Here is a 25020-nt window from a genome sequence, read left to right as displayed (position 1 = left end):
GGTATGTGTGTCCTGTCCGGTATCCGAAGGAGCCCCCACGTGACCGTCGCCTCCCGTGCCGCCGAAATCCTGTCCCGGCCCGTCACCCTGGGCGGCCTGACCGTCCCCAACCGGATCGTGATGGCGCCCATGACCCGCATGTTCTCCCCGGGCGGCGTGCCCGGCGAGGACGTCGTCTCCTACTACGCCCGCCGCGCCGCCGCCGGGGTCGGCCTGATCGTCACCGAGGGCACCTACGTCGGGCACGAGTCGGCCGGGCAGAGCGACCGCGTGCCGCGGTTCCACGGTGAGGAGCAGCTCGCGGGCTGGGCGAAGGTCGCCGAGGCGGTGCACGCCGCGGGCGGCACGATCGTGCCGCAGCTGTGGCACATCGGCATGGTCCGCAAGCAGGGCGAGCCGCCCGTCGCGGACGCCCCGGCCGTCGGCCCCTCCGGGCTGCGCATCGGTGAGGACGAGCCCACCGGCAAGGCCATGACGCAGGCCGACATCGACGCCGTCATCGGTGCCTTCGCCGAGGCCGCCGCGGCCGCCGAGCGCATCGGCTTCGACGGCGTGGAGCTGCACGGCGCCCACGGCTACCTGCTCGACCAGTTCCTCTGGGAGGGCACCAACCGCCGCACCGACGCCTACGGCGGCGACCGGGTCGCCCGCACCAGGTTCGCGGCGGAGATCGTCGCGGCCGTCCGGGAGAGCGTCTCGCCCGGCTTCCCCGTCATCTTCCGCTACTCGCAGTGGAAGCAGGACGTCTACGGCGCCCGCCTGGCCGAGACCCCGGAGGAGCTGGAGTCCATCCTCACCCCGCTGGCCGCGGCCGGTGTCGACGCCTTCCACGCCTCCACGCGCCGCTACTGGCTGCCCGAGTTCGACGACTCCGACCTGAACCTCGCCGGCTGGACCAAGAAGCTCACCGGCAAGCCCGCCATCACGGTCGGGTCCGTCGGCCTCAACGGCGACTTCGTCAAGGCCTTCCAGGGCCAGGGCGCCGAGCTGGGCGACCTCGACAACCTGCTGGACCGCTTCGAGCGCGACGAGTTCGACCTGGTCGCCGTCGGCCGCGCCCTGCTGCAGGACCCGCGGTGGGCCGAGAAGGTCCTCGCCGGCCGCTTGGACGAGCTGGCGCCGTACGACGCGGCGTCGCTGAAGACCCTCAGCTGATCCGGAGGTCCGCCCACGGGTGCCTGGATCCGGTTGCCCCGGTCAAGGACACTGGCCGAGCGCCTGATCACCGGCATCCGTGAGGAGACCCAGATGACGACGACCGAGTCCCGCCCGCCCGCGGACGGCCCCTCCGAGCAGCCCGGGCCGGTGGTGCGCACCACCGCCGGCGCGGTGCGCGGACGCCGTGCGGAGGGACTCGCGGTGTTCCGCGGCATACCCTTCGCCGTACCGCCGGTGGGCGAGGCCCGCTTCCAGGCGCCGCGGCCCGCCCACGCCTGGGACGGCGTCCGGGACGCGGTCGCCTTCGGCCCGCCGCCCCCGCAGGACCTCGGCCTGATGGGCGGCCCGAACCTGTTCCGCGTCCCCGGCGGCGACGACTGGCTCACGGTCAACGTCTGGACCCCCGACCCGGACCCGGCCGCCCACCGCCCGGTCATGGTGTGGATCTACGGCGGCGCCTACAAGCTCGGCCACGCCGGCAGCCCCGGCTACGACGCCCGGCGCATCGCGGCCGACGGCGACGTCGTGGTCGTCACCTTCAACTACCGCGTCGGCATGGAGGGGTTCGCGCACATCGAGGGCGCGCCCGCCAACCGCGGCCTGCTCGACCAGGTGGCCGCGCTGGAGTGGGTGCGCGACAACATCGCGGCGTTCGGCGGCGACCCCGGGCAGGTCACGGTCTTCGGCGAGTCGGCGGGCGCGGGGTCGGTGGCCTCGCTGATGGTGATGGACCGGGCGGCGGGGCTGTTCCGGCGGGCGATCGCGCAGAGCGTGCCGGGCCCGTTCTTCTCCGCCGCGCTGGCCCGGGACATCGGCACCGCCCTCGCCGCCGAAGTGGGCCTGCGCCCCACGGCCGCCGACCTGTCGTCGGTGGACCCGCGGCGGCTGACGTCGGCGGGGGAGACCCTGGGCCCGAAGATGCCGCAGCACCTCGGCCGGTGGGGACAGGCGGCACCCACCGTGACGCCCTTCTCGCCGGTGGTCGACGGCGAGGTCCTTCCGGCGACGCCGTGGCAGGCCCTGGCCTCCGGAGCGGCGAAGGACGTCGACCTCCTCGTCGGCCACAACCGCGACGAGTACCGCCTCTTCGCCGCCCTGGCCGGGCAGCTCGGGCAGGTCACCGACGAGCGGGCGGGAGCGGCCCTGCGCCTGTTCGCCCCCGGCCCCGACGGGGAGGCCGCCTACCGCACGGCCTTCCCGGGCGCCTCCGCGAGCGAACTGTACGAACGCGTCCAGACGGACTGGCTGTTCGCCATGCCCTCCCTGCACCTGGCCGAGGCACACCGCGCGGGCGGCGGCAGGGCGCACGTCTACGAACTGACCTGGCCCGCCCCCGGCGACGGCGGCGCGCTCGGCGCCTGCCACGGCCTGGACGTCCCGCTGCTGTTCGGCACGTACGGCGCCGACCTGGGCGCTCTGCTGTTCGCGGGCGCCGAGCCGTCCGCCGAGGCCCTGGCGCTGTCCGCCCGCTTCCGCTCCTCCTGGACGGCGTTCGCGAGGACGGGCGACCCGGGCTGGCCGGCGTACGACGATCAGCGGCGGCTGGTGCAGGTGCTGGACGCGGAGCCGGTGGTCACGGCCTACCCGGAGGAGGCCTCGCGGCGGCTGTGGGAGGGGCACGGCTTCGCGGCCCTGCCGCTGCTGTAGATCAGTGGCGGAAGGCGTCCACCGGTTCGACGCGCGAGGCGCGCAGCGCGGGGTACGCGCCCGCGACGAGGCCGGTCAGCGTCCCGATCAGGGGGGCCAGGAAGGCGACGGTCGTCGGCAGGACCGGGGTCCACCGCTGGAACAGCGCGACGGTCACGACGGCGAGGACACCCACGGCCGCGCCGACGAGGCCGCCGACGCTGCCGATCAGGGCGCTCTCGGTGAGGAACTGCGCGGTGACGTGCCGGCGCCGGGCGCCCAGGGCCCGGCGCAGGCCGATCTCCCCGGTGCGTTCCAGGACGGCGATCAGTGTGGTGTTGGCGATGCCGACCGTGCCGATCGCGAGGCTGACGCCGGAGAGCAGCAGGAAGAGGCTGTCCAGGTCGGTGGTGACGTCGTCCTTCAGGGAGCGGGGGTCCGGCGGCGCGACGGCCTGCAGTGCGTCGGGCCGGTCCGGGCGCAGGGCGAGGGGGAGTTGCGCGGCCACGTCGGCGGCGGCGCCCAGGTCCGTGTCGACGATCATCCGGGCAGGTTCGTCGCGCTTTCCGGGCGTTCCCCACAGGCGTTCCGCGGTGCCGCGCGGCACGATCACCGCGGCGAGGACCTCCGACTTGCGGTCCACGTCGCCGACGATGCCGATGACGGTGAGCGGCGTCCCGCCCAGGAAGACGACGGGCTGCCGGTCGAGCCGGCTGATGCCCAGCCGCCGTGCCGCGCCCGCACCGAGGACCGCGACCGGCTCGGCCCGGCGGTCCAGACCGGCGTCGAAGAGCCGTCCGCCGTCCAGGGTGGCGCGCAGCGCGGGCAGGGTTCCCGCGGAGGCCGCGATGACGGGCAGTTGCCGTGCGGACGCGCCGGGCAGGGGCACGCCGGTGATGTCACCCACGCGTTCGGAGGCGAGGGCGTAGTAGGTGCCCGCGCTGCGGACCCCTTTGATCTGGCCCGCCCTGGCGTCGGCGTCGGCCGGGAACGCGGAGCCGGCCGGGGTGACGTCCTCACTCGGGAGGCCGCCCGCCGACGGGCGGACCGTCACCTCGGTCGCGGTGAGCGCGTTGAAGCGCTCCGAGATCTGTCCGGAGGCGCTGGCGGTCAGGCCCAGCACGGCCACCACGGTGCCGACGCCGAGCACGACGCCGAGCATGGTGAGCATCGTGCGGACGGGCCGCTGCAGGACACCGGCGAGCGCCTCGCCGAGCAGGTCCGCGGCCGACAGGGTCGATGACGGGCCGACCGCGGACCGGCCGGAGTCGGAAGGGCGGAAAGGCGTCATACGGAGTTCGTCCTCGTGGCGTGGTCTTCGGTGAGGACGCCGTCCCGCATGCGTACGACCCGCCCGGCGCCGTCGGCCACGGACGTGTCGTGCGTGATCATGACGATCGTGACGCCGTCGGCGTGCAGGCCCGCGATGAGGTCGAGCACGGTCCGGGCGGTGGCGGAGTCCAGATTGCCGGTGGGTTCGTCGCACAGCAGCAGGGAGGGCCGCACGGCGAGCGCGCGGGCGATCGCCACGCGTTGCCGCTCACCGCCGGAGAGGGTGGTGGGCTCGGCGTGCAGCCGGTGCGCCATCCCGACCCGTTCCAGCGCCTCGGCCGCGACGGCGGGCCGGCGGCGCCGGGGGACGCCCGAGTACATCAGGCCCAGCGTGACGTTCTCGACGGCCGTGCGGTACGGCAGGAGGTGGAAGGCCTGGAAGACGAACCCGATGCGGTGGGCGCGCAGCGCCGTGCGCTCGGCGTCGGACAGGCCGGTGGTGTCGATGCCGTCGAGGGCGTACCGGCCGCAGGTGGGGCGGTCGAGCAGCCCGATGACGTTCAGCAGCGACGACTTGCCGGAGCCGGACGCGCCCACCACCGCGACGTACTCCCCGCCGCGGACGGTCAGGTCGCAGGACCGGACCGCGGCGACCGGCGGCTCGACCGGGTACGTGAGCCCCAGACCGTCCAGTTCGACGACGGGCGGGGCGGGCGGCGGGACGCTCACTGCCCGGTTCCCCTCGTGGAGGCCGCCGCGCCGCCGGGTGACAGTTCGTCGTCCTCGGGACGGGAGATCACCACCCGTTCGCCGTCGCGCAGGGTGCCGCCCCGCTCGGGGGTGACGGCGACCATGCCACCCGCGGACATGCCCGCCGTGACGGGCACGGTCCGCTGCTCCCCGGAGGGCAGCACGCGCACGACGTTGGTGGTGCCGTCCGAGGTGGCGAACAGGGCCGAGACCGGCACGACCAGGACCTTGCCGCGGCTGGCCGCCGCCTCGATCCTCAGCTGCACGTTGGTCCCGGCGAACCCGGCGTCGAGCGCGCCGGCCGGTGTCACGGTCAGCGGATGGCTCGACGCTCCGGTGTCCTTGTCCTGGACGAGCGCGCCCACCGAGGTGACCGTGCCCTGTGCGGACCTGCCCGTGGTCTCGGAGAGGATGCGGACGGTCTGCCCCTTGCGCACGAGGTCGCGTTGCCCGGGGTTGAGGCTGCCCTTGATCTCCAGCCGCCCCGAGGACAAGGTGACCAGCGGTGCCTTGACCGGAGCCCCGAGCACCGCCTGCGTGGCGGCGACACGGGCGGGGAAGGACGGCAGGAAGACGAATTCGCCCACGGGCAGCATCGGGCCGGACCGGGCCCGTACCTGGGCGAGGTCGCGCAGGGCACGCTCCAGCCGCTCCCCGGCACGCCGGGCGCCGGTGCCCCGGGCGGCCGCCAGCGCGTCCTCGGCCTCGGCCACCCGGTCCTGCGCGGCCGACACCGCCTGGTCGTCGCCGGTGGTGGGCACCTCGTAGCCGATGGCGTCGTACAGGGCCCGCAGCGCGTTCTTGGTGCCCGGGCCGAACGTGCCGCCGTACTCGCCCGGGTCGTGTCCCAGCTTCTTCAGCGCCGCCTGCAGCTGCGCCACGTCCTCGCCCTCGGCACCGGGCCTCAGGTCGCGGTAGGCGGGCTTGCCGCCCGGCAGGGCGAACAGCGGCCGGCCGGAGACCTCGAGGATGACCCGGCCGGGCCCGATCTCCTGTCCCTGCTCGGCCTTGACGGCGGTGACAATGGCCTGGGCCTCCTTGGAGGACGGTGTGACGTCGACGGTCCTGGAGGCGGTGACGTCTCCGCGCAGCAGGACGGTGGACGTCAGCACGCGCCGCTCGACGGGCGTCGTCAGCGTCGTGAGCCCGGGTCCCGCCGCGTCCGCCGCGACCTGCTGCGGGGAGCGGATGGCCGAGCCCGCGGCGAAGCCGACGGCGATCAGGGCCGCCGCGGCGACCGTGCTGCCGGCCAGCGCCCGGCGCCTGTGGCGCAGGGTGTTCTTGGGCACGCTCCTCATTCCTTCCGGCGTGTCCGGGTCATCGGCCCAGGAGTTCGGCGACCCGCCGCATGACGGCTTCCTTGCCCCGGTCGTACTCCGCGAGCTCCTGGCTCTTGTCGTCGGCGACGCGTTCCTGGTAGGCCCGTTCGACGGCCGCCATGGTCTCGGCGACGCGTGCCGTGCGGCCGCACCGGACCTCGGCGACCGCCACCGCCCGCTCCTGCGCGGTGGGGGTGTCCGACGCCTCCCACCGGGGGTCCGCCCAGGCGTCCTTGGGCCTGGCGTAGTCGAAACCGGCCCGCTTCATGCAGGCGCTCCACTTCGCCAGGACCTTGACCACCCGGGGGTCCTCGTCGATCTTGCCCTGGAGGTTGATGGCGAGGCTGTTGGGATAGTTCTCGTCCCAGTGCGGGTCGGTGCCCTTGCGCAGGGTGCGGCGGGCCTCCTCGACACAGCCCCCGTCCGGGACCTTCCTGCCCCCGACGGTGCCGCTGCCCTGACCCGTGAGGACCGTGCGCAGCTGCGGTGACATCCGGGGCCCGGACGGCTCGTCGCCGGCGGTGCCGGTCGTGGATCCCCCGTCGGGGGCGTCCTGCTCGCCGCTCCCGGCGGCGGCGTGGTAGCCGTCCCGGCGGGCCGCGTCTTCGTCGTAGCGGATGTACGCGTCGGCGCCGTAGCGGAAGGTGTCCGGGACGTCGAGATCGACCGGGGGCGGTTCCCAGCTCAGTCCGAAGCGCTGCGCACACGCGGTCCGCAGGCGCTGCTCCGCCGCGAACATCAACTGCGTCTGACGCTGCGTCAGGATGTACTTGTTCAACGGCTGCTCTATGTTCGCGGGGTCGCTGATCCGGGTCACCTCGATCGGCGGGGGCCCGTCCTGCGCGGACCCGTCTCCGTCCGGCGAGGAACACCCGAGCGCGGTCAGCAGCGGCAGCAGACCGCACAGCACCCATGCGCCGGTCCGTCGTGTCGAACGCCCTGTGACGCTCATCGGCCTGGTTCTCCTTCGTGTGCGGCGCGTCCGGGACGCGGTGGGCGCCGGGCCGCTGGACGGCCTCCGGCGCCCACCGCTCTCACTCAGTTCGCGAAGTGCGCACGGGCGTTGTTGCAGATGTACCAGGGCAGAACGCCCCAGTTGGTCGTGCCCGTGTGGTTGTTGCAGGTGCGCACACCGAAGCCGTAGGTGATGTTGTAGCCCGAGGGACGGGCGCCACCGACGGAGGGGTTGTAGTAGATGGTGCGGGTACGGTCGAGCGCGTTCACGAAGAGGGACCCGTTGTTGTTGCCGATGGCCTCGCCGGAGCCGGTGCCGCTGCCCACGTACCGGTCGAGGTTCAGGTCCCAGGCGTTACCACGGAAGTAGCTGATCGCTCCCCCGTCCTTGTTCCAATTGCCGCTCCAGCCGTAGCACATGACCTCGTCGCTGGGGCATCCCGCGCCGTCCGTCGCACCGGCAGTACCGGACGACGCGAACAGCGCCGCCACCGCCGCCGACGCCACAGCGAGCGCCTGCAAAGACCGCCACTTCGCCACCGTTTCTCCTTCGGGTTCGTCCTGGTCGTGCGGACGCTGGAGAACCTAGGGATCCGGTGGTGGTGCCGGTACTGACAGATGTCAGGAGCGCGGGGGCGCGGCCCGCCCTCCCGGGGCGGCTACAGGTTGCCCATCGGCTCGATGTCGGTCCGCACGGGCGTCCCCCACACCCGCAGCACCTCGTAGTCGGTGAACTCGTGCACCAGCCGGTACGCCATGGCGGCCCGGGGCGCGCGGCGCTGGGCGGCGATGTACAGCTCGGCCTCGCGGCGGTCCCGGCGCGGGGTGCCGCACAGCTGCCACGTCTGCCCGTTCCACAGCTCCGGCAGCCAGCGCTGCTGGGGCTGCGGCCGGTCGCCGCGCACGCCGTACCGCGACGGGGCGGGCTCGGACGGCGGCTGGTGGGGAGCGGGCCCGTTGAACTCGTTCCGGCGGGCCGCCCGGCGCCGGGTCTCGCACAGCAGGCACAGGTCGGGCGCGGCCTCGTCGACCGGGCCGTTCGGGTGCTCGGGGCACCGGGTGCTGGGCGCGGCGTTCGAGACGCTCTCCTCCAGCAGGTCAAGGGCACGCCGCAGATCCGCCCTCACCTCGTGCAGCTTGGCGTCCGGGGTGTCGGCGGTGAGGGCCTCCCCGTGTTCACCGAGGAGCCGGAGGGCGCGGCCGAGTGCGGTCAGCTGGGCGTGGTTCATACCGTCCATTGTCCTCAGCCGGCGAAATCTTCTCCCGGCGGCGCTGGTCCATCGCGGCGCGGATGCGGGCCGCGTGATCGTGTACGGACGGGGCGGGCAGGGGCGCGACGGGTTGCGCGGGGGCGCTTTCGCCCCGGCAGGCGCCGCAACGCCCTCCCGGCAGGGACTCCGGGCGTCCCGGCGCGCCGCAGTGCGCGCACTCCAGGACCCGCAGGGGCGGACGTGGGGCCGGTGGGGGCGGGAGCTTGCCGGTCAGGCGGGTGCGGACCAGGGCGGCGGGGTGGTGGACGGGTGTCGGCAGACCGGCCGTGAGGGCCTGCAGGACGTCGTCCTCGGAGGCGCCCCGCTCGAACCACTCCGTCACCAGCGGGGCGAGTGCCACGCAGTCGGCCTGGGACAGCGACAGCACGGGTGCGCTGCGGCCGAGGGCGGCCAGGAGGATCTGCGCCCGGGAGCGGGTGGGGCGCCGCGGTTCCTTCGGCACGTCCCCGCGCGTGAACGCCGCCCACCAGTCATCGTCCCGGGCCGTGCGGGACCACCACGATCGGGTGATCCAGCGCGAGCTGCCGTCGTCGGCCGTGACGCACTCCCGGCCCCGGCGCAGGTGGCCCGCCTGCTGGATGCGGTTGAGGGCCGTACTCAGGGCGCACTGGCCGTACGGGAGGTGTTTGGCCAGCGTCTTCACGGAGATGTCGGCGCCGTCGGGCAGTCGGTCGAGGTAGGCGGCGACGGCGGCTTCGCGGGGTGGGAGGTGTGCGAAGTCGTGCGCTGCGGCGCGGAGTTGGCTGGGAGTGGAGCGCTTGCCGTAGCCGGGGTTGGCCATGGGGTGCGCGGACGGGAGGGCAGCACTAAAGTGGGCGTCAGCCATGGGATCGGTCTCTTCGATCTCGTTGGTTAAGCCCCCGCAGGTGTTGGCGCACCGGGCGGGGGCTGTTGCGTATGCGGGAACGCTAGAGGTTGGTCACCGTCCGTGGCAAGCCGAACGCTGCCCGTCAACTCTCGGGGTGGGAGGGCGGGTTGAGGCCCTCCACCCATTCCTTGAAAACAGGGCTCGAAGCCCGGGTCCCGAAGCTCAGGCCGTCTCGTCCTTGAGGTGCGCGACGAACGCGGCCCAGGCGGTGGCCCGGAACACGAGCTTCGGGCCGTGGGGGACCTTGGAGTCGCGGACGGGGACGAATGGGCCCTGGCCGTCGGCCGTCTCCAGACAGTCGCCGCCGCTGCCGCCGCTGTAGCTGGACTTGTGCCAGGTGACCTCAGTGATGCTCCTCATGGCCGTAATCCTGCGCGATGTCCTCGATGAGGGCCAGGGAGTCGGCCGGGGAGAGGGCGCAGGCCGTGAGGAGTTGAAAGGTGTGCCGCTGGTACCGGACGGTGGCCGGGTCGTCCTCCAGCCGTCCCGTCCCGACCCCCTCGAAGTACAGCAGTGGAGGGGCGTCCTCGAAGTCCATCAGCTTCATGGAGCCCTCCATCGACGCGTGGGCGCCCGCGCCGAACGGCAGCACCTGCACGATGACCCGGTTGCGGCGCACGAGGCCGGCGACGTGACGCAGTGCCTCTGCCATCACTTCCCGGCCACCGGTCTGCCGGCGCAGGGCGGCCTCGTCCAGCACCGACCACAACAGGGGGCCTGTTGGATCGTCGAGGAGGGCCGTCCTGTCCATCCGGGCAGCCACCAGTTCCTCGATGACCTCCGCCGGTGCCGTGGGCCGGTAGGCGCGGAACACGGCTCGCGCGTACGCGGGAGTCTGCAGCAGCCCGGGGATGAGGAGCGGCGCGTACTGCCGGATCTCGGTGGCCTGCGCCTCCGCTTCGGCCGCCTCCGCGAAATGCTCCGGATACCTCGACTTCGCCGCCGCCCCGCAGTGCCGCTGGAAGAAGTCCTCCGTCCCCAGCGCCTCGTCCAGCAGACGCGCGTACTCCCGCTGCATCCTGCGCGTGCCCGCCTCCAGCTGGCCGATGAACGAGCCGCTCACGAAGAGCCGCTGGCCGAGTTCCTCCTGGCTGAGGCCGGCCTTCTCGCGGGCGTGGCGGAGTTCGGCGCCCAGGAGGGCCCGCGGTGAGGAGGACGGGTCGAGATCCCTGGGTCCGGGCATGGGCAACTCCCTGTCGTACACATCGGGTTGTTGGACCGCCGTATCTGGCCAGGTTAGAGGCGTCTCGGACACGCTGGGTGGTGAATCGCCAACTCAGCGTGGAGGTAGGGAAGCGTGCGCTCGACCGAAGAGATCGTGGAGTCACTGCGGGACGCACTCGCGGGAGTCGGTGTCGTACTGCCGTCCCTGTGCGTCGACCCCGTCACGGCCGCGCGGGACGAGCCGTTCGCCCTGGTGGATCTGGGGCGGTGCAACGTACGGACGGCCGAGCACCTGACCGACGTGCTGCGGTCGCTGCCCGTCGGGGAGGCGCTGCGGGCCCGCGTGCGGCAGGTCAATCGGGAGGTGAAGTCGCGGTGAAATGACAGTGATCGGCGGGTGGACTACAACCATTGGCCCGGCATCGTCGTCGAACAGGCGTATCGCGCGTACACCCCGGCGTCCGCCCCACCGCACGCCACTCCGGAAGACCGATTCCCTCAGAGAAAGCCTGCCATGACGCTCCGTTGGTGGTGCGGTGTCCTGCGTGTGCGTGGGAAGACCGACCTGTTTCTCGTACTCCTGTTCGCCGCCGCTTTCGCCGCCCTGCCCGTCTTCGCGCTGCTCCCGTCGCTGTGGGGCTTCGCCGCCGCCTCGGCCGTGAGCTACGCCGCCGACGAGGTGCTGCACACCCGTGCTCCCGCCTTCGTGCGGCGGCTGGCGGCGTTGCAGCTGACGCGCACCATGCGGTTCGCCGTGCGGACGGTGATGCTGCTCGCCCTGGCCGACCGGATGGACGCGCCGGGCGCCGTGCTGGTGACCGCGCTGGCCGTGTTCAGCGTGCACTTCGCGCTGGTCGTGCTGTACACGGCCGTGCATCACGCGATCCGGCGGCGGCGCGTGCTGCCGGTGGTCGTGCGCAACCTCGACATGAGCGGGGCGGGCATCCCCGAGGCGCCGCCCGCCCTCCTCTACCGGCGCTTCCTGCGCAAGCTGCTGCACCTGGACCTGCCGGCGCACGCCGGAGTGCTCACCGCGCTCGCCGTGGGGGCGTGGCGGCCCGCCGCTGCCGGATTCGCGCTGACCGCCGGGCTCACGGTCGCCGCCGTGCTGGCGCTGCTGGGGCAGTTGCGCCGGGCGCGGCGGATGCCGTCGGACGACGAGGTGATCGCCGAGGTGAACCGGCAGCTCGCCGGGTACCGGCCGGAGGTGGCCCTGTACTTCAGCTTCGCGTCCGTCTCCCGGGACTTCATGTACCAGGTGAACATGTGGATCGAGACGCTGGAGCGGCTCGACCGGCGGCCGCTGATCATCCTGCGCGAGCGGGCGTCGTTCCGCTATCTGAGCCGTACCTCGATCCCGGTGCTGTGCGTGCCGAAGGCCGACGACGTGGCCCAGCTGGAACTGCCGGAGCTGCGGGTCGTGCTCTACCCCGGCAACGCGGGCAAGAACGTGCACATGCTGCGGGTCGCGGAGGCCAAGCACGTCTTCATCGGGCACGGCGACAGCGACAAGCTCGCCAGCAGCAACCGGGTGAGCAAGGTGTACGACGAGATCTGGGTCGCCGGGCGGGCCGGTCGCGACCGGTACCAGCGGGTGCGGCACGCCATCAGCGACTCCGCGATCGTCGAGGTGGGCCGTCCGCAGCTGTCGTCGATCCGGCTGCACGCGGACCACGTGCCCGGGCCGCTGCCGACCGTCCTGTACGCGCCGACCTGGGAGGGCTGGAGCGACGACGACTGCCACACGTCCCTGATCCCGATGGGCGTGACGCTGGTCGGGAAGCTGCTCGCGGAGAACGTCCGGGTCCTCTACAAGCCGCATCCGCTGACCGGCAAGCGCTCCCGCGCCGCGGCCGAAGCCGACCGGGCCGTCCGGGAGTTGCTGCGCGCGGACAACGAGCGGCGCGACGGGGAACGGGGCGACCGGGAGCGCGTGGAGGCCGCCGTCGCCGCCGCCCGGCCGCGGCTCGCGGAGATCCAGGCCCGGCTCGCCGAGCTGTCGGGGCGGCTCGGCGGCGACGACGCCCAGCAGACCCGCGAGGCCCGACTGCCCGACCTGAGCGGCGAGGCCGAGTGGCACGAGCTGCGGGCCGAGTGGCACCGGCTCTTCTGGGAGAGCAGGGGCGCCGTCCGGCACCAGGTGATCCTCAAGCAACTGCCCACGCTGTACGACTGCTTCGACCAGGCCGACCTGCTCGTCAGCGACGTGTCCTCCGTGGTCGCGGACTTCGTGGCGAGCCTGAAGCCGTACGTCCTGACCAACGCGGACGACCTGCCGGACGAGGCCTTCCGGGCCGCCTACACCACCGCCGGGGGCGCCTACCTGCTGGACCGGGAGTGCGTCCGGCTGCCGGAGATCCTCCGCGCGGTCCGCGCACCCCTGCACGACCCGATGGCACCGGAGCGCCGCGTCCTCAAGGAGTACGTGCTGGGCCCGGACCACCCCACCTCCATGGACCGCTTCAACGCGGCCGTCAACGCCCTGGCCGACCGGGCCGCGGCGGAGCGGGAGCAGCAGGGGGAGGAGCGGAAAGAGGTCGTCCGGCTCTCCGGCTGAGCGGGTCCTACGACCGGGCCTCCAGGGCCGCCCGCAGGTGTCCGCCGGACTCCTCCAGCAGGCGGGCCGCCGTCGGGCCGTCCACGCCGGCCAGGATCGTCAGGATCGCGTTCTTCACCTCGCCGTCGGTGGCGGCCAGGGCCCGTTCGATCTCCTCGTCACCGGCGCCGGTGGCGAGGGCGACGATGCGGTGGGAGCGGGCGCGGAGTTTGTCGTTGGAGGCGCGGACGTCGACCATCAGGTTCCCGTAGGTCTTGCCCAGCCGGATCATCGTGATCGTCGACAGCATGTTCAGGACGAGCTTCTGTGCCGTGCCCGCCTTCAGCCGGGTGGAGCCGGTGAGCAGTTCGGGGCCGACGACGATCTCGATGCCGTGGTCGGCGGCGGCCGCGAGCGGGCTGCCCGGGTTGCAGGACAGGCCGACGGTGAGGCAGCCGCGGGCGCGGGCGTACTCGACCGCGCCGAGGGCGTAGGGCGTGCGGCCGGACGCCGAGATGCCGACCACCGTGTCGTCGGGGGCCGGGCCGAGGGGCTCCAGATCGGCACGGGCCAGCTCCGGGGAGTCCTCCGCGCCCTCGACCGAGGTGACCAGGGCCCCCGGGCCGCCCGCGATCAGGCCGACGACCCGGGAGGGGTCGGTGTTGAAGGTGGGCGGGCACTCGGAGGCGTCCAGGACGCCCATCCGGCCCGCCGTGCCGGCGCCCGCGTAGAGGAGGCGGCCGCCCCGGGCCATCCGCCGCGCCACGGCGTCGATCGCGGCGGCGATTTCGGGCAGCCGCTCCGCGACCGCCCCGGCGACGGTCGCGTCCTCGCCGTTCATCAGCCGCGCGATCTCCAGCGTGGGCAGCCGGTCGATGTCCGCCCGGTCCGGCCGGAAGGCCTCGGTGGTGAGGGACTCCAACTCGGCTCGTACGTCACGGGGGTTGGAGGTGGAGGTCATGGACGGCTCATTTCCGTGTCTTTCCGGTGCGGTGCGGGGCGGCTGCCTCAGGAGCGGTGCCGGTGGGCCAGCGCCTCGTACGACGCCGACAGCGCCGGCCCCGCCGTGTCGTACGTCCGCTGCGCCACTCCCACGAACAGGCAGTCCACCACGAGGAGCTGCCCCGTCCGGGACGACATGGCCGCGGGGCGCAGCTCGCTCTCGCGCGCGGTGGAGGTGGTCAGGACGTGGTCGGCGTACTGCGTGACCGGGCCGTCCGGGCGGCCGGTGATCGCCACCGTCGTCGCCCCGCGCTCGAAGGCCACCCGCAGCGGCTCGATGACGTCCCCCGTCGAGCCGGAGTGCGTGATGGCGATCGCGACGTCGCCCGCGCGCAGTTGCACGGCGGTGGTGACCGCCAGGTGCGGGTCGCTGTGGGCGTGCGCCATCAGCCCTATGCGCAGCAGCTTCTGGGTGAGGTCCTGGGCGACGAGCCCGGACGCGCCGACCCCGTACACGTCGGTGCGGCGGGCGCCGGCCAGGGCGGTGACGGCCGCGCCCAGCTGGACGGTGTCGAGCGCGGCGGCGGTGTCGGCGAGGGTCTGCTGCTCGTCGTGGGCGAGCTTGGCGACCACGTCGGAGATCGGGTCGTCCACCGCGATGTCCGTCGTGATGGCCGGGGCGCGGCCGGACTGCTGCTGCGCGGCGAGGCCGGCGAGGGCCAGACGCAGGTCCCGGTAACCCGGATAGCCCAGCAGCCGGGCGGTGCGTACGACGGTCGCCTCGCTGGTGCCGGTGAGCTCGGCCAGGCCGGTGACCGTGAGGGCCGCGCAGCCGGCCGGGTCGCCGGCGACGGCCTCGGCGACGCGCTGCATGGAGCGCGTCATCGACGGGGCGAGCGTGCGGACCTTGGCCGCCAGGGCGGCGGGGGCGGGCGGGGTGCCGCCCGGGCCGCCACGCTCCCGCGCGAAAATTTCCTTCACTCGTTGGGTCACCCCTGAAAGATATTTTCGGCTCGGCGTCGCGGTCAAGAGTGCGCACAATGGGGGCATGGACCCCATCAGCCCCCTGGAGCAGACGCTGCACGCCGCGCGCGCCCTCGTGCTCGCCGACCTGGTCGCCGGACGCGTCGCGGACGCCGACGTCGTGTCGCTGGTGGAGGAGTCCGTCACCCAGCGGCGGTGGTGGGTCGAGCAGTGGCCGGAGGGCGCGCAGTTCGTCGCCGGCCTGGTCGCGCAGGACGTCCAGGACGCCCTGCTGGAGCGGTACGGCCGCTGGCCGCTGTGCCCGGTGTGCGGCACGGGCGGGCCGCACGCGCTCGACGTGGAACCGGAGTTGGGCCCCGACCCGCACTGGGTGTGCACCGAGGCCGGGGTGAAGGTCGCGGCGGTGGGCTCGCTCGGCGAGGCCCTCGGCGGGCCGGCGTCCTCGTGAGGCCGGCGTGACGATCTACATCGACCCGCCCACCTGGCCCGGCCACGGCCGCCTCTGGTCCCACCTGGTCAGCGACGTCTCCTACGACGAGCTCCACGCCTTCGCCGCCCGCGTGGGCGTGCCCCGCCGCGCCTTCGAACGCGACCACTACGACATCCCCGCCCAGCGGTACGCGGAGGTGGTGCGGGCCGGGGCCGTGGAGGTCAGCAGCCGCGAGGTGGTGCGGCTGCTGCACGGCTCGGGGCTGCGGCGGCGCAAGGGGAGCTACCGGTCGCCGGAGGCGCGCAGTTCGTAGGTCAGGTGCTCGGGATCCGCGGCGACCCGGGTGAAACCGGCCCGCGCCAGGACGTTCTGCGAGGGCCGGTTGCCCCGCTCGACGACGGCGACGACGACCCGTGTCTCCGGCCGGTCCAGGGCCCAGGCGGACAGCGCGCGCAGGGCCTCGGTGGCGTAGCCGTGGCCCCGGGCCGCCGCCACGAGGTCGTAACCGATCTCCACCCGGCCCGCCTCGTCCGGGACGCCGTGGAACCCCATGGCGCCGAGCGCGCGGCCGTCCTCGCGGCGGACCAGCGCGTACATCCCCCACTCCGGCCGGTGGACGCCGTCCTCGTACTGCTTGTACACCAGCCCGGCCCCGACCCGGGTGCCGTCGGCCGGCGCTCCGCCGAGCCACGCGAAGCCGCCGTCGCCGACCGTGGACAGATCGGCGGCCGCCGCCGGGGTGACGCCCTGGAGGGTGAGCCGTTCCGCGTCGATCACCAGGTTGTTGCTCCACCGCCACTCGGTCAGGGCCGGCCGGCCGGGCAGCTCGCCGCGGCCGGTCGCCCACAGCAGGGTGCGCCACGGTGTGGGGCCCGGCTGGACGTGCGGGAAGATCCGGCGCAGCACGAAGTCGCACAGCGCCGGGTCGGGCTCGTACGTGACGCCGAGTCCCTCGGCGATGTCGTGGGTGTGCAGCAGCACCTCGGCCACGCCCATGGCGGCGAACCCCTCGCGGTTCGCGCTGCGGAACGGATACGGGTGGAAGGCCCGCACCTCGGGCGGGGTGGTCCGGACGGCGGCGGCCAGCAGCGTGCCCGTCGCGCCGATCACCCGCAGCACGCCCGCGTTGTCGGTCCCCTCCTCCAGCGAGATCTCGAACGGGCTGTAGGCCTCGGACTCCCGCCCCGCCAACTGCCCGGCGTACGCGATCAGATCGTCCGCGATGTGCTCGGCGGCCTCCCGGCAGCTCCACTCCAGCCGTCCGGCCCGGGGCCCGTGCCAGTCCCGCCCGGTGACCGTCCCCAGCAGCCCGACGCACTCGTCGACGGCCTGCTCCACCTGCTCCGCGCCCGTTGTCCACATGAGGGGCAGGCTACGAGGGTTCCAGGGGCGTGAGCGACAGCATTTCCAGCTCCGAGGACAGGTTGTACCGGGCCGTCGCCTCCCAGTGCTCCGCCCCGTACGGCGTCCTGAACAGCCGCGGCAGGCCGAGCAGTTGGCGCAGGATCGCGGCCCGGCCCGCGCGGAAGGCGTCGTTCGGGACGAAGTGGTACTCCTCGCGGACCGCTGCCGTGTACGCCGCGTACGCCGACGGCGGCGAGGCCAGGACCGCCAGGTCGGCGTCGCACAGGACCTGGCCGTCGGGGTCGTCGTCCGCCGGGTCGTGCGTGACGGTCAGCCGGACCAGACGGGCCACCTCGGCCGTCTTCGCGTCCGGGACACCGGCCTCGGCAAGGGCCCGTTCGGCGAGCCGGGCGGAGCGCTCCTCGTTCTCGGAGCGGTCGGGCAGGTAGACCGCGTCGTGGAACCAGGCCGCCAGCCGGACCACGTCCGGGTCCCGCGCGTACTCCTGGAGGTCGTCGACGCGGTCCAGGACCGCCGCGAGGTGCCCGGCCGTGTGGTAGCGGCGCTGCGGTTCCCGCCAGCGGGTGAGCAGGTTCTCGGCGTACGGCGCCGGATCCGGGCCGTCCGCCGGGCCCCGGGCCGCTTCCAGGGCGCGGGCGAAACGGATGCGCAGGGTGTCGAGATCGGCCATGGGGTCATTCTCCCGCCGACCCGGGCGGGGCACCTAGCGTGGGGTGCATGACGACTCCTGCGGATGTGCATGACGTACGGGACCCCGAGCAGCCCGGGCGGCTGCTCACGATCGAGCGTGACGCGCTGATCCCGCTGTTGCGGGGCAGGGCCGGGGAGGACTTCGCGCGGCCCGTCGCCGCGTGCCCGGGCTGGACGGTGCGGGACGTGCTGGCGCACTGCTCGGCCGCCCTGACGCGGGTGGCGCAGGGCCGGTTCGAACCGGGCGCGTTCTCGCCCGGGTCCAACGACCGGGACATCGCCGAGCGGGCCGGCTGGAGCGACGCGCGCGTCGTCGACGAGCTGGAGCGCGGGATGACCGAGGCCGGGCCGGTGATCGCCGGAGCGGACGGGAAGCTGGACGGCCTCGCCCTGGGGGAGTGGGTGCACGCCGGTGACGTGCGCGAGGCCCTCGGGGAACCGGGCGCGTACGGCGGGGCCGGGCTGCCGGACGCGCTCGCCCTGCTGGCGCGCCTCACCCGTGAGCGGGGGCACGTGCCGCTCCACGCCGACCTCGACGACCTGGACGAACCGCTGCGGCTGGGCGAGAGCGGCGGCGAGCGGCCCCCGGGGCGGTTCATCGGGGACGGGCCGACCCTGGTGCGGCTGTACACCGGGCGGCCGGTGGACGGCGTGCCCGCCTTCGAGCTGGCCGGCGTCGAGGCGGCCGAGCTGAACATCTACGGGTGACGAGCCGGGCCCCGGAGGGTGCTTGGGAGCCGGCCGGAGTGGGCAGCGTAGTCTTTGATTGGACTAGACCTGTCATCGAACGCCGACGCCGTGCCGACGAAGGGGCCCCATGAGCAAGCGTGCAGTCCTGGAGGTGATCGCCCTCGGCGTCGAGGACGCGGTCGCCGCCCAGGAGGGAGGCGCGGACCGCCTCGAGCTGGTCACCGACATGGCGGCCGACGGACTCACCCCGTCGGCCGCCACCGTCGCCGGGATCCGGCGTGCCGTGGACATCTCCCTGCGGGTGATGATCCGGCTGGCGGACGGATTCGCGGCCGGGGACGTCGACCGGCTCGCCGGTGCCGCGGCGGAACTGCGGGAGGCCGGGGCCGAGGAGTTCGTGCTGGGCTTCCTCGACGACGGGGGCGCGGTGGACCTGGCGGCCGTGGAACGCGTGGTGGCGGCGCTGGACGGGTGCCCCTGGACGTTCCACCGGGCCATCGACCGGGCCGCCGACCGGGACGCCCTGCGCAAGCAGCTGGACGGCATGCCGGGGCTCGACACGTACCTGACGGCCGGGTCGGCGGCCGGGGTCGACGACGGGCTGCCCGTGCTGCTGGCGGAGGCCGGGCGGGCCGGGGAGCCGGGGTACGGGCAGCGGCTGCTGGTCGGGGGCGGGCTGCGGCTCGACCACGTGCCGGTGCTGCGCAAGGCCGGGGTCGACGGGTTCCACGTCGGCGGTGCGGCTCGTCCCGGGGGATGGGACGAGCCGGTGTCGGCCGGGGCCGTGGCGGAGTGGCGGGCCGCGGTGGACGGTTCCTGACGGGTGCCCGGCGCTTACCCGAGCTGCTCCGGCAGGGCGGCCGCGTGGGTCACCGTCAGGCCCGAGACCGCCCGGGTCAGGGCCACGTACAGGCGGCGCAGGCCCGTGCGTTCGTCCGGTTCGCCGTCGACCACCGCGCGGGGCTCGTCCAGGACCACGTAGTCGTACTCCAGGCCCTTCGCCAGGGACGCCGGGACCAGGGTCAGGCGGGTCTCGCGGGTGGTCTCCTCGCCGGGGCCCAGGTACGGGATGCCGGCGTCCTTGAGGGCCTCGGCCAGTGCGGGGACGCGGGCGTCCGCCGCGATCAGGCCCGTCGAACCCTCGTGGCGCAGCGACTCGCGGCAGGCGGTGACCACGTCGGCGGTGCCGGAGACCGGGCGGACCTCGAAGTGGCCCGGGTTCTCACGGATCGACACCACGGGCGTGAGGCCCGGCGCGATGTGCGGCAGCAGGCGTGAGGCGTAGCTGATGACGTCCGTCGGGACGCGGAAACCGGCCGTCAGCTCCTCGATCACGGCGTCCCGCTTGCCCAGGTGGGTCAGCGCCTCCTCCCAGCTGCGTGTCGCCCACGGCGTCGTGCCCTGCGCCAGGTCGCCGAGGACCGTCGCGCTGCCCGTGGTGCAGCGGCGGCCCACCGCCCGGTACTGCATGGGGGAGAGGTCCTGCGCCTCGTCGAGGACGACGTGCCCGAGGGAGTGCGTGCGCTGGACCAGGTCCGTGGCCTCGTCGATCAGGACGGCGTCCGCCGTCGACCACCGGGCCGACCTCACACTGCGCGCAGGCTTCGCCCAGAGGATCGCCTTCTGCTCGTCCGCCTCGAGGACCCCCTCCGCGTGTGCCGCGAGGAACTCCGGGTCCGACAGCAGCCGCAGCACGAGTTTCGCCGGGTCGACGGGCGGCCAGATCGCCTTGACCGCCGCCTTGACCGCACTGTTGCGGGCCACCGCGTCCTGCACCCGGTCGTCGGGAGCCTCCCCGGAGCGTTCCATCTGCACCAGCACGGCGTGCGCGATGCGCTGCGGCAGGGCCTCGCGGGCGGCGCCGTAACGGATGTCGCGGTCCAGCAACTCCCGGACGATGTCCTCCAGTTCGTACGCCGGAACCCGCCAGCGGCGCGAGCCGCGCACCACCACGACCGGCTCCGTGGGCGGCGTGACGTGGGAGTAGAGCGCCCGGCGCAGCACCTCGGCCATGCGGGCGTCGCCCTTGACGACCGCGGCCGCCGCGTCGTCGGTGCCCCTGATCTCGACGTGTGCCACCAGGTCCTCGACGGTGGCCTGCTGGACGGCCAGCTCCCCCAGCGCGGGCAGCACCTGCTCGATGTAGTGCAGGAAGGACCGGTTCGGCCCGATGACCAGCGTGCCGGTCCGGGCGAGGCGCTCGCGGTGGGCATAGAGCAGGTAGGCGACCCGGTGCAGGCCGACGGCGGTCTTGCCCGTGCCGGGGCCGCCCTGCACGCACACCGTGCCGGACAGCCCCGAGCGCACGATCTCGTCCTGCTCGGGCTGGATCGTCGCGACGATGTCCCGCATCGGGCCGACGCGCGGCCGTTCGATCTCCTGCTGGAGCAGCTTGCTGGTGCGGGCCGCCTCCGTGGGGTCCGACAGGTGCTCGTCCTCGTAGGCGGTGAGCTCACCGCCCGTGTAGCCGAAGCGGCGGCGCAGCGCGACGTCCATCGGGTCCTTCTTGGAGGCCCGGTAGAACGGCTGTGAGACCGGGGCGCGCCAGTCGATGACCATGGGGTCGCCGTCGTGGTCGTGCACATGCCGCCGCCCGATGTAGAAGCGCTCGCCCTCGGCGCCCTCGGCCCGCTCGCTGCCCGGCGCGTGCAGGTAGTCGAGCCGGCCGAAGAACAGCGGGGTGTCGCTGAGGTCGGCCAGCGCCTTGATGCGCTCGTCGATCTGGTGGGCGAGGGCTGCGGCGTTGACCCAGTTCGCGGTGACGTCCCGGATGTCGAGGGCTTCGACGTCCTCGCGCATGGCGCGCAGGGCGGAACGGGACGCGGCGAGGTGGGAGCGCTCACGCGCGAGCGGGTCGTCGACGGGCGTGGACAAGGGAGTGCCTCCGGAAGGGACCTGCTGGGAAAGGGCGGTGGGATGCCGGCCGGTTTCCGTCCGGTCGGCCGCGCTCCGTCGAGGGAGGCGGGCAAGAGCGGAGATCCTAGGTGAATGCGGGCGGCGGGCGCCAACGCTTTTCTCGTCCCCTAGGGGACGCCGCCCTCCTCCCGAGGGGCCCGTGTCCGCCCCGGGACGTACGCGCGCCCCCGCGAGGTTCGGCCCCGGGACCGACGCGGGTCTTACGGGACGAAACGCACCATGGAGACATGAGCGCAGCAACCATCCACCCCGCCCCGGCACCGGGCCGCCCGCCCGGCGCCACCGCCGTCTCCGGCAGTCACCGCCACCGCCTCGGCGACGCCCTGCGCGCCGTCCGGGTCTTCGCGGGCGCCGCCTTCGAGGTGATCGTCCTCGGTGAGTACGGAGAGGAAGCCGGCCTGGTCCGCCGCAAGTGAGCGGCCGGGCCGGTCTCAGCTCTCCGCGAGCAGCTCGTCCGCGTCCATGATCCGGTACGCGTACCCCTGCTCAGCCAGGAAGCGCTGCCGGTGCGCGGCGAAGTCCTGGTCGATCGTGTCCCGGGCGACCACCGAGTAGAAGTGCGCCTGGTGGCCGTCCGACTTGGGCCGCAGCACCCGGCCGAGGCGCTGGGCCTCCTCCTGCCGGGAGCCGAAGGTGCCCGAGACCTGGATCGCCACCGTCGCCTCCGGCAGGTCGATCGAGAAGTTCGCGACCTTGGACACCACCAGCACGCTGATCTCGCCCTGGCGGAAGGCGTCGAAGAGCTTCTCCCGCTGCGCGTTCGACGTCTCGCCCTTGATCACGGGCGCCCCGAGGTGCTCGCCCAGCTCGTCGAGCTGGTCGATGTACTGGCCGATCACCAGGATCTGCTGCCCGGCGAAGCGGCGCACGATCGCCTCCGTGACCTTCCGCTTGGTCGCGGTCGTCGCGCAGAAGCGGTACTTCTCCTCCGTCTCGGCCGTGGCGTACGCGAGCCGCTCGGAGTCCGTCAGGTTGACCCGGACCTCCACGCAGTCGGCGGGCGCGATGTAGCCCTGCGCCTCGATCTCCTTCCACGGCGCGTCGAACCGCTTCGGCCCGATCAGCGAGAACACGTCCGACTCGCGCCCGTCCTCCCGGACCAGGGTCGCCGTCAGCCCGAGCCGCCGCCGCGCCTGGAGGTCGGCGGTGAACTTGAACACCGGCGCGGGCAGCAGGTGCACCTCGTCGTAGAGGATCAGCCCCCAGTCCCGCGAGTCGAACAGCTCCAGGTGCGGGTAGACGCCCTTCCGCCGGGTCGTGAGCACCTGGTACGTGGCGATCGTGACGGGCCGGATCTCCTTCTTCGTCCCGCTGTACTCGCCGATCTCGTCCTCGGTGAGCGAGGTCCGCTTCACCAGCTCGTGCTTCCACTGCCGGGCCGAGACCGTGTTGGTGACGAGGATCAGGGTGGTCGACTTGGCCTGCGCCATCGCCCCGGCGCCGACCAGGGTCTTGCCGGCGCCGCAGGGCAGCACCACGACCCCGGACCCGCCGTGCCAGAAGTTCTCGACGGCCTGCTTCTGGTACGGCCGCAGTGCCCAGCCGTCCTCGGCCAGCTCGATCGCGTGCGCCTCGCCGTCGACGTACCCGGCGAGGTCCTCGGCCGGCCAGCCCAGCTTGAGCAGCGTCTGCTTGATCTGTCCCCGCTCGGAGGGGTGCACGGCGACCGTGTCCGGGTCGATCCGGGCGCCGACCAGCGGCGCGATCCGCTTGGACTTCAGCACCTCCTCCAGCACCGGGCGGTCGGTCGTGGTCAGGACCAGGCCGTGCGCCGGGTGCTTGGACAGGGTGAGACGGCCGTAGCGGTCCATCGTCTCGGCGACGTCGACCAGCAGCGCGTGCGGCACCGGGTAGCGGCTGTACTGCACGAGCGCGTCCACGACCTGCTCCGCGTCGTGCCCGGCCGCGCGCGCGTTCCACAGGCCCAGCGGGGTCACCCGGTAGGTGTGGATGTGCTCCGGTGCCCGCTCCAGCTCCGCGAACGGCGCGATGGCCCGGCGGCAGTCGTCGGCCTGCTCGTGGTCGACTTCCAGGAGCAGGGTCTTGTCGGACTGGACGATGAGAGGTCCGTTCAACGCGGGTCCCTTTCTGGAGGCAGCACCCTGGCACGAGTGCTCGGCCAAACGTCCAGTGTGCCTGATCGTCCGCGTGCGGTGGTGTGACGTGGACGTCCCCGGAAGGGCTCCGGTCGTACTGAATGCCTATTCATCCCAACGTGTGGTGTGAATTCAGTTTTTCCATGACGGCCCCGAAGAATGGCGCAGGTGCAGAACCCGCCGACCACCACGCTCGGATACGCCCTGTTCGCCACCCGCTGGCTCCAGGCCCCGCTGTACTTCGGGCTGGTGGCCGCCCAGGGCGTCTACGTCTACAAGTTCTTCAAGGAGCTGTGGACCTTAATCCTCATGTGCGTGGGCGGCCACGCCACCGAGACGTACGTCATGCTCGCCGTCCTGAAGCTGGTCGACGTCGTCATGATCGCCAACCTGCTGATCATGGTGATCGTCGGCGGCTACGAGACGTTCGTCTCCCGCATCGGCCTCCAGGGCCACCGCGACCAGCCCGAATGGCTCTCGCACGTCAACTCCAACGTGCTGAAGGTCAAGCTCGCCACGGCCATCGTGGGCATCTCGTCGGTCCATCTGCTCCAGATGTTCGTGGACGTGCACCACACCTCGCAGCACGCCCTGCTGTGGGGGACCGTGATCCACATGGCGTTCATCTTCTCGGCGGCGATCCTCGCGTACATGTCCGGGCCGATGGCCGCGCACGGCGACCGCGGGCACGCCGCCCGGACCCCCGTGGAACACCCCCGGCACGACCACCTCCCCGAGCCCCGGCCCGAGACGGCGGCGGAGACCCCGGCCGTGCCCCGGCAGCCCGACCCGGACGGCGAGGCGGAGGCCCGGATCCGCGCCGCCGGCTTTCCCTCCCGCAAGCTCCTGGAGGACTTCGACGAACGGCACCCGCGGGGCTTCGACCGGGAGACGGTGGCCCGGCTCGGCAAGGCGGAGTTCGTCGCGGCCCGGCGCAATGTGGTGTTCGTCGGCCCGACCGGCACCGGCAAGACCCACCTGGCCGTCGCCCTCGGCGTGCGGGCCTGCCGGGCCGGGCACCGGGTGCTGTTCGCGACCGCGGCCGAGTGGGCCGCCCGGCTGACCGACGCGCGGGCGGCCGGGCGGCTCGACGCGGAGCTGGCCGCGCTCGACGAACACCCCCTCCTGATCGTCGACGAGGTCGGCTACACGCCCTTCGACCCGGACACCGCCGGGCTCTTCTTCCGGCTGGTCGCCCACCGCTACGAGCGCGGCTCCCTGATCGTCACCAGCGACCGCCCCCTCGGCCGCTGGCACGAGGTCTTCGGCGCGTCCGCGCCGGCGCTGACCGACCGCCTCGCCCACCACGCCGAGATCGTGCGGCTCGACGGCGAGAGCTACCGGACCCGGGGGGCTACCGGAGTGTGGGCAGACTGACGTTCTGGATCAACGGGCCCTCGACGGTGACCCCTTCGGTGACCAGCGACTCGGGCCCGGCGGCCGGCAACGGCAGGGGCAGCGCCCCGGCCGCCGCCGCGGACGGCGCGAGCGCGGTCACGAGGGCGACGGCGGCGAGGGCGGCGGCGGGCAGCTTTTCACGCATGCGGACAGTGCCTTTCTGAGACGGCTCCGGGACGACGGACGGGACCTTTCCGGCCCAGCGGCGGACGCGACCGCCCACGGCCGGCCCGCGGACGCGACCGCCCCGGGCCGGCCCGCGGACGGGACCGGCCCGACGGGCGCGCGGGGGCGGTCAGATCTGCGGCGTCTCCAGGACGAGTCCGGCGACATCGATACTGACCGCGGCGGCCGGGGTGGCCAGCCCCCCGAACGTCATCAGGGCGGCGGTGGCCAGGACGGCGGCGACTCGGCGAACAGCGCGCATGCGGGGAGTTCCTTTCGACAGCGCTCACAGGGACACCCCGTGGCTGCCCCCCGGCACCCCGCGTGATGCGGCGGGTACGGCAAGGTCGCCCGAGGGTGGGACATCCCCGGCGTGGCGTGCATGAACGCCGTCGTGCACCCGAACGGGTGAGAGGCCCGGCGGCG

26 protein-coding genes and 1 pseudogene are annotated in these 25020 nt (G+C 73.5%); 10 read left to right on the top strand and 17 right to left on the bottom strand.

Features of this window, described 5'->3' with window-relative positions; genetic code table 11:
- The first annotated feature begins 3 nt into the window (after positions 1 to 3).
- Both ACF07N_RS27345 and ACF07N_RS27340 read left to right on the top strand, forming a co-directional pair.
- A complete protein-coding gene (locus ACF07N_RS27345) occupies positions 4 to 1155 on the top strand; it encodes an NADH:flavin oxidoreductase (RefSeq protein ID WP_383335450.1) in 1152 nt (383 codons plus the stop codon).
- 93 nt (positions 1156 to 1248) lie between these two features.
- Positions 1249 to 2805 carry a carboxylesterase/lipase family protein gene (locus tag ACF07N_RS27340; RefSeq protein WP_392117782.1) on the top strand — a complete coding sequence of 519 codons (1557 nt, stop codon included), beginning with the start codon at positions 1249 to 1251 and terminating at the stop codon, positions 2803 to 2805.
- 1 nt (position 2806) lies between these two features.
- On the opposite strand, the gene ACF07N_RS27335 is transcribed toward ACF07N_RS27340, so the two are convergent.
- The 9 genes from ACF07N_RS27335 to ACF07N_RS27295 all read right to left on the bottom strand — a co-directional run bounded on the left by ACF07N_RS27335 (position 2807) and on the right by ACF07N_RS27295 (position 10401).
- Positions 2807 to 4075 carry an ABC transporter permease gene (locus ACF07N_RS27335; protein ID WP_392117779.1) on the bottom strand — a complete coding sequence of 423 codons (1269 nt, stop codon included), beginning with the start codon at positions 4073 to 4075 and terminating at the stop codon, positions 2807 to 2809.
- Positions 4072 to 4785 carry an ABC transporter ATP-binding protein gene (locus tag ACF07N_RS27330; protein WP_383335389.1) on the bottom strand — a complete coding sequence of 238 codons (714 nt, stop codon included), beginning with the start codon at positions 4783 to 4785 and terminating at the stop codon, positions 4072 to 4074. The genes ACF07N_RS27335 and ACF07N_RS27330 overlap by 4 nt, the downstream gene beginning before the upstream one ends.
- Positions 4782 to 6095 carry a peptidoglycan-binding protein gene (locus tag ACF07N_RS27325; protein ID WP_392117775.1) on the bottom strand — a complete coding sequence of 438 codons (1314 nt, stop codon included), beginning with the start codon at positions 6093 to 6095 and terminating at the stop codon, positions 4782 to 4784. The genes ACF07N_RS27330 and ACF07N_RS27325 overlap by 4 nt, the downstream gene beginning before the upstream one ends.
- Before the next feature lie 28 nt (positions 6096 to 6123).
- The gene (locus ACF07N_RS27320; RefSeq protein WP_392117772.1) at positions 6124 to 7077 is read right to left on the bottom strand and encodes a hypothetical protein; all 954 of its coding nucleotides are present in this window, start codon (positions 7075 to 7077) and stop codon (positions 6124 to 6126) included.
- Between the two features lie 86 nt (positions 7078 to 7163).
- The gene (locus ACF07N_RS27315; RefSeq protein WP_365089841.1) at positions 7164 to 7619 is read right to left on the bottom strand and encodes a hypothetical protein; all 456 of its coding nucleotides are present in this window, start codon (positions 7617 to 7619) and stop codon (positions 7164 to 7166) included.
- Positions 7620 to 7738: 119 nt separating this feature from the next.
- The gene (locus tag ACF07N_RS27310; RefSeq protein ID WP_383344898.1) at positions 7739 to 8308 is read right to left on the bottom strand and encodes a hypothetical protein; all 570 of its coding nucleotides are present in this window, start codon (positions 8306 to 8308) and stop codon (positions 7739 to 7741) included.
- Entirely contained in the window at positions 8256 to 9131 is an 876-nt protein-coding gene (locus ACF07N_RS27305; protein WP_392117769.1) for a hypothetical protein, read from the bottom strand. Before ACF07N_RS27305 ends, ACF07N_RS27310 begins: the two co-directional genes overlap by 53 nt.
- A gap of 249 nt (positions 9132 to 9380) precedes the next feature.
- Entirely contained in the window at positions 9381 to 9578 is a 198-nt protein-coding gene (locus ACF07N_RS27300) for a DUF397 domain-containing protein (protein ID WP_392117766.1), read from the bottom strand.
- On the bottom strand, positions 9562 to 10401 hold the full coding sequence (locus ACF07N_RS27295; protein ID WP_392117763.1) for a Scr1 family TA system antitoxin-like transcriptional regulator: 840 nt from the start codon (positions 10399 to 10401) through the stop codon (positions 9562 to 9564). Before ACF07N_RS27295 ends, ACF07N_RS27300 begins: the two co-directional genes overlap by 17 nt.
- A 114-nt stretch (positions 10402 to 10515) precedes the next feature.
- Between ACF07N_RS27295 and ACF07N_RS27290 the strand changes: the two are divergent.
- Together ACF07N_RS27290 and ACF07N_RS27285 are read left to right on the top strand one after the other, a co-directional pair.
- Positions 10516 to 10707, top strand: a pseudogene (locus ACF07N_RS27290) (hypothetical protein); the annotation flags it as partial.
- 189 nt (positions 10708 to 10896) lie between these two features.
- Positions 10897 to 12939, top strand: coding sequence for a hypothetical protein (locus ACF07N_RS27285; protein ID WP_392117760.1), 2043 nt, complete (start codon positions 10897 to 10899; stop codon positions 12937 to 12939).
- 7 nt (positions 12940 to 12946) lie between these two features.
- Here the strand turns inward: ACF07N_RS27285 and murQ are convergent, their stop codons facing one another.
- Positions 12947 to 13879 carry an N-acetylmuramic acid 6-phosphate etherase gene (gene murQ, locus ACF07N_RS27280; RefSeq protein WP_392117757.1) on the bottom strand — a complete coding sequence of 311 codons (933 nt, stop codon included), beginning with the start codon at positions 13877 to 13879 and terminating at the stop codon, positions 12947 to 12949.
- 47 nt (positions 13880 to 13926) lie between these two features.
- Entirely contained in the window at positions 13927 to 14853 is a 927-nt protein-coding gene (locus tag ACF07N_RS27275; RefSeq protein WP_392117754.1) for a MurR/RpiR family transcriptional regulator, read from the bottom strand.
- A gap of 55 nt (positions 14854 to 14908) precedes the next feature.
- Here ACF07N_RS27275 and ACF07N_RS27270 point away from each other — a divergent pair, with 55 nt between their 5' ends.
- Positions 14909 to 15292, top strand: a complete 384-nt coding sequence (locus tag ACF07N_RS27270; RefSeq protein ID WP_392117751.1) for a hypothetical protein — start codon at positions 14909 to 14911, stop codon at positions 15290 to 15292.
- Positions 15293 to 15299: 7 nt separating this feature from the next.
- On the top strand, positions 15300 to 15587 hold the full coding sequence (locus tag ACF07N_RS27265) for a DUF4031 domain-containing protein (protein ID WP_392117748.1): 288 nt from the start codon (positions 15300 to 15302) through the stop codon (positions 15585 to 15587).
- Here ACF07N_RS27265 and ACF07N_RS27260 read toward each other — a convergent pair.
- On the bottom strand, positions 15557 to 16612 hold the full coding sequence (locus ACF07N_RS27260; RefSeq protein WP_392118076.1) for a GNAT family N-acetyltransferase: 1056 nt from the start codon (positions 16610 to 16612) through the stop codon (positions 15557 to 15559). The genes ACF07N_RS27265 and ACF07N_RS27260 overlap by 31 nt on opposite strands.
- 34 nt (positions 16613 to 16646) lie before the next feature.
- Positions 16647 to 17309 carry a hypothetical protein gene (locus ACF07N_RS27255; protein WP_392117745.1) on the bottom strand — a complete coding sequence of 221 codons (663 nt, stop codon included), beginning with the start codon at positions 17307 to 17309 and terminating at the stop codon, positions 16647 to 16649.
- Positions 17310 to 17356: 47 nt separating this feature from the next.
- On the opposite strand from ACF07N_RS27255, the gene ACF07N_RS27250 reads away from it, so the two are divergent.
- Together ACF07N_RS27250 and ACF07N_RS27245 are read left to right on the top strand one after the other, a co-directional pair.
- Positions 17357 to 18037 carry a maleylpyruvate isomerase family mycothiol-dependent enzyme gene (locus ACF07N_RS27250; RefSeq protein WP_392117743.1) on the top strand — a complete coding sequence of 227 codons (681 nt, stop codon included), beginning with the start codon at positions 17357 to 17359 and terminating at the stop codon, positions 18035 to 18037.
- Between the two features lie 109 nt (positions 18038 to 18146).
- Positions 18147 to 18839 carry a copper homeostasis protein CutC gene (locus ACF07N_RS27245; RefSeq protein WP_392117740.1) on the top strand — a complete coding sequence of 231 codons (693 nt, stop codon included), beginning with the start codon at positions 18147 to 18149 and terminating at the stop codon, positions 18837 to 18839.
- 14 nt (positions 18840 to 18853) lie between these two features.
- Here ACF07N_RS27245 and ACF07N_RS27240 read toward each other — a convergent pair whose 3' ends face one another.
- Entirely contained in the window at positions 18854 to 20893 is a 2040-nt protein-coding gene (locus ACF07N_RS27240) for a HelD family protein (RefSeq protein ID WP_392117737.1), read from the bottom strand.
- Positions 20894 to 21162: 269 nt separating this feature from the next.
- Between ACF07N_RS27240 and ACF07N_RS27235 the strand changes: the two genes are divergently transcribed.
- Positions 21163 to 21351 carry a hypothetical protein gene (locus ACF07N_RS27235; protein WP_392117734.1) on the top strand — a complete coding sequence of 63 codons (189 nt, stop codon included), beginning with the start codon at positions 21163 to 21165 and terminating at the stop codon, positions 21349 to 21351.
- Positions 21352 to 21366: 15 nt separating this feature from the next.
- Here ACF07N_RS27235 and ACF07N_RS27230 read toward each other — a convergent pair whose 3' ends face one another.
- The gene (locus ACF07N_RS27230; protein ID WP_383335419.1) at positions 21367 to 23010 is read right to left on the bottom strand and encodes a DNA repair helicase XPB; all 1644 of its coding nucleotides are present in this window, start codon (positions 23008 to 23010) and stop codon (positions 21367 to 21369) included.
- Positions 23011 to 23199: 189 nt separating this feature from the next.
- On the opposite strand from ACF07N_RS27230, the gene istB reads away from it, so the two are divergent.
- Positions 23200 to 24408, top strand: coding sequence for an IS21-like element helper ATPase IstB (gene istB / locus ACF07N_RS27225; protein ID WP_392117731.1), 1209 nt, complete (start codon positions 23200 to 23202; stop codon positions 24406 to 24408).
- Here istB and ACF07N_RS27220 read toward each other — a convergent pair.
- Together ACF07N_RS27220 and ACF07N_RS27215 are read right to left on the bottom strand one after the other, a co-directional pair.
- Positions 24386 to 24574, bottom strand: coding sequence for a hypothetical protein (locus ACF07N_RS27220; protein ID WP_392117728.1), 189 nt, complete (start codon positions 24572 to 24574; stop codon positions 24386 to 24388). The genes istB and ACF07N_RS27220 overlap by 23 nt on opposite strands.
- A gap of 150 nt (positions 24575 to 24724) precedes the next feature.
- Positions 24725 to 24856, bottom strand: coding sequence for a hypothetical protein (locus ACF07N_RS27215; RefSeq protein WP_256984351.1), 132 nt, complete (start codon positions 24854 to 24856; stop codon positions 24725 to 24727).
- Positions 24857 to 25020 lie beyond the last annotated feature (164 nt).

This window comes from Streptomyces sp. NPDC015242, from assembly GCF_043079125.1.
GTDB lineage: Bacteria > Actinomycetota > Actinomycetes > Streptomycetales > Streptomycetaceae > Streptomyces.
The sequence above is the reverse complement of the archived record's forward strand: the minus strand, read 5'-3'. Positions and strand labels throughout refer to the sequence as shown.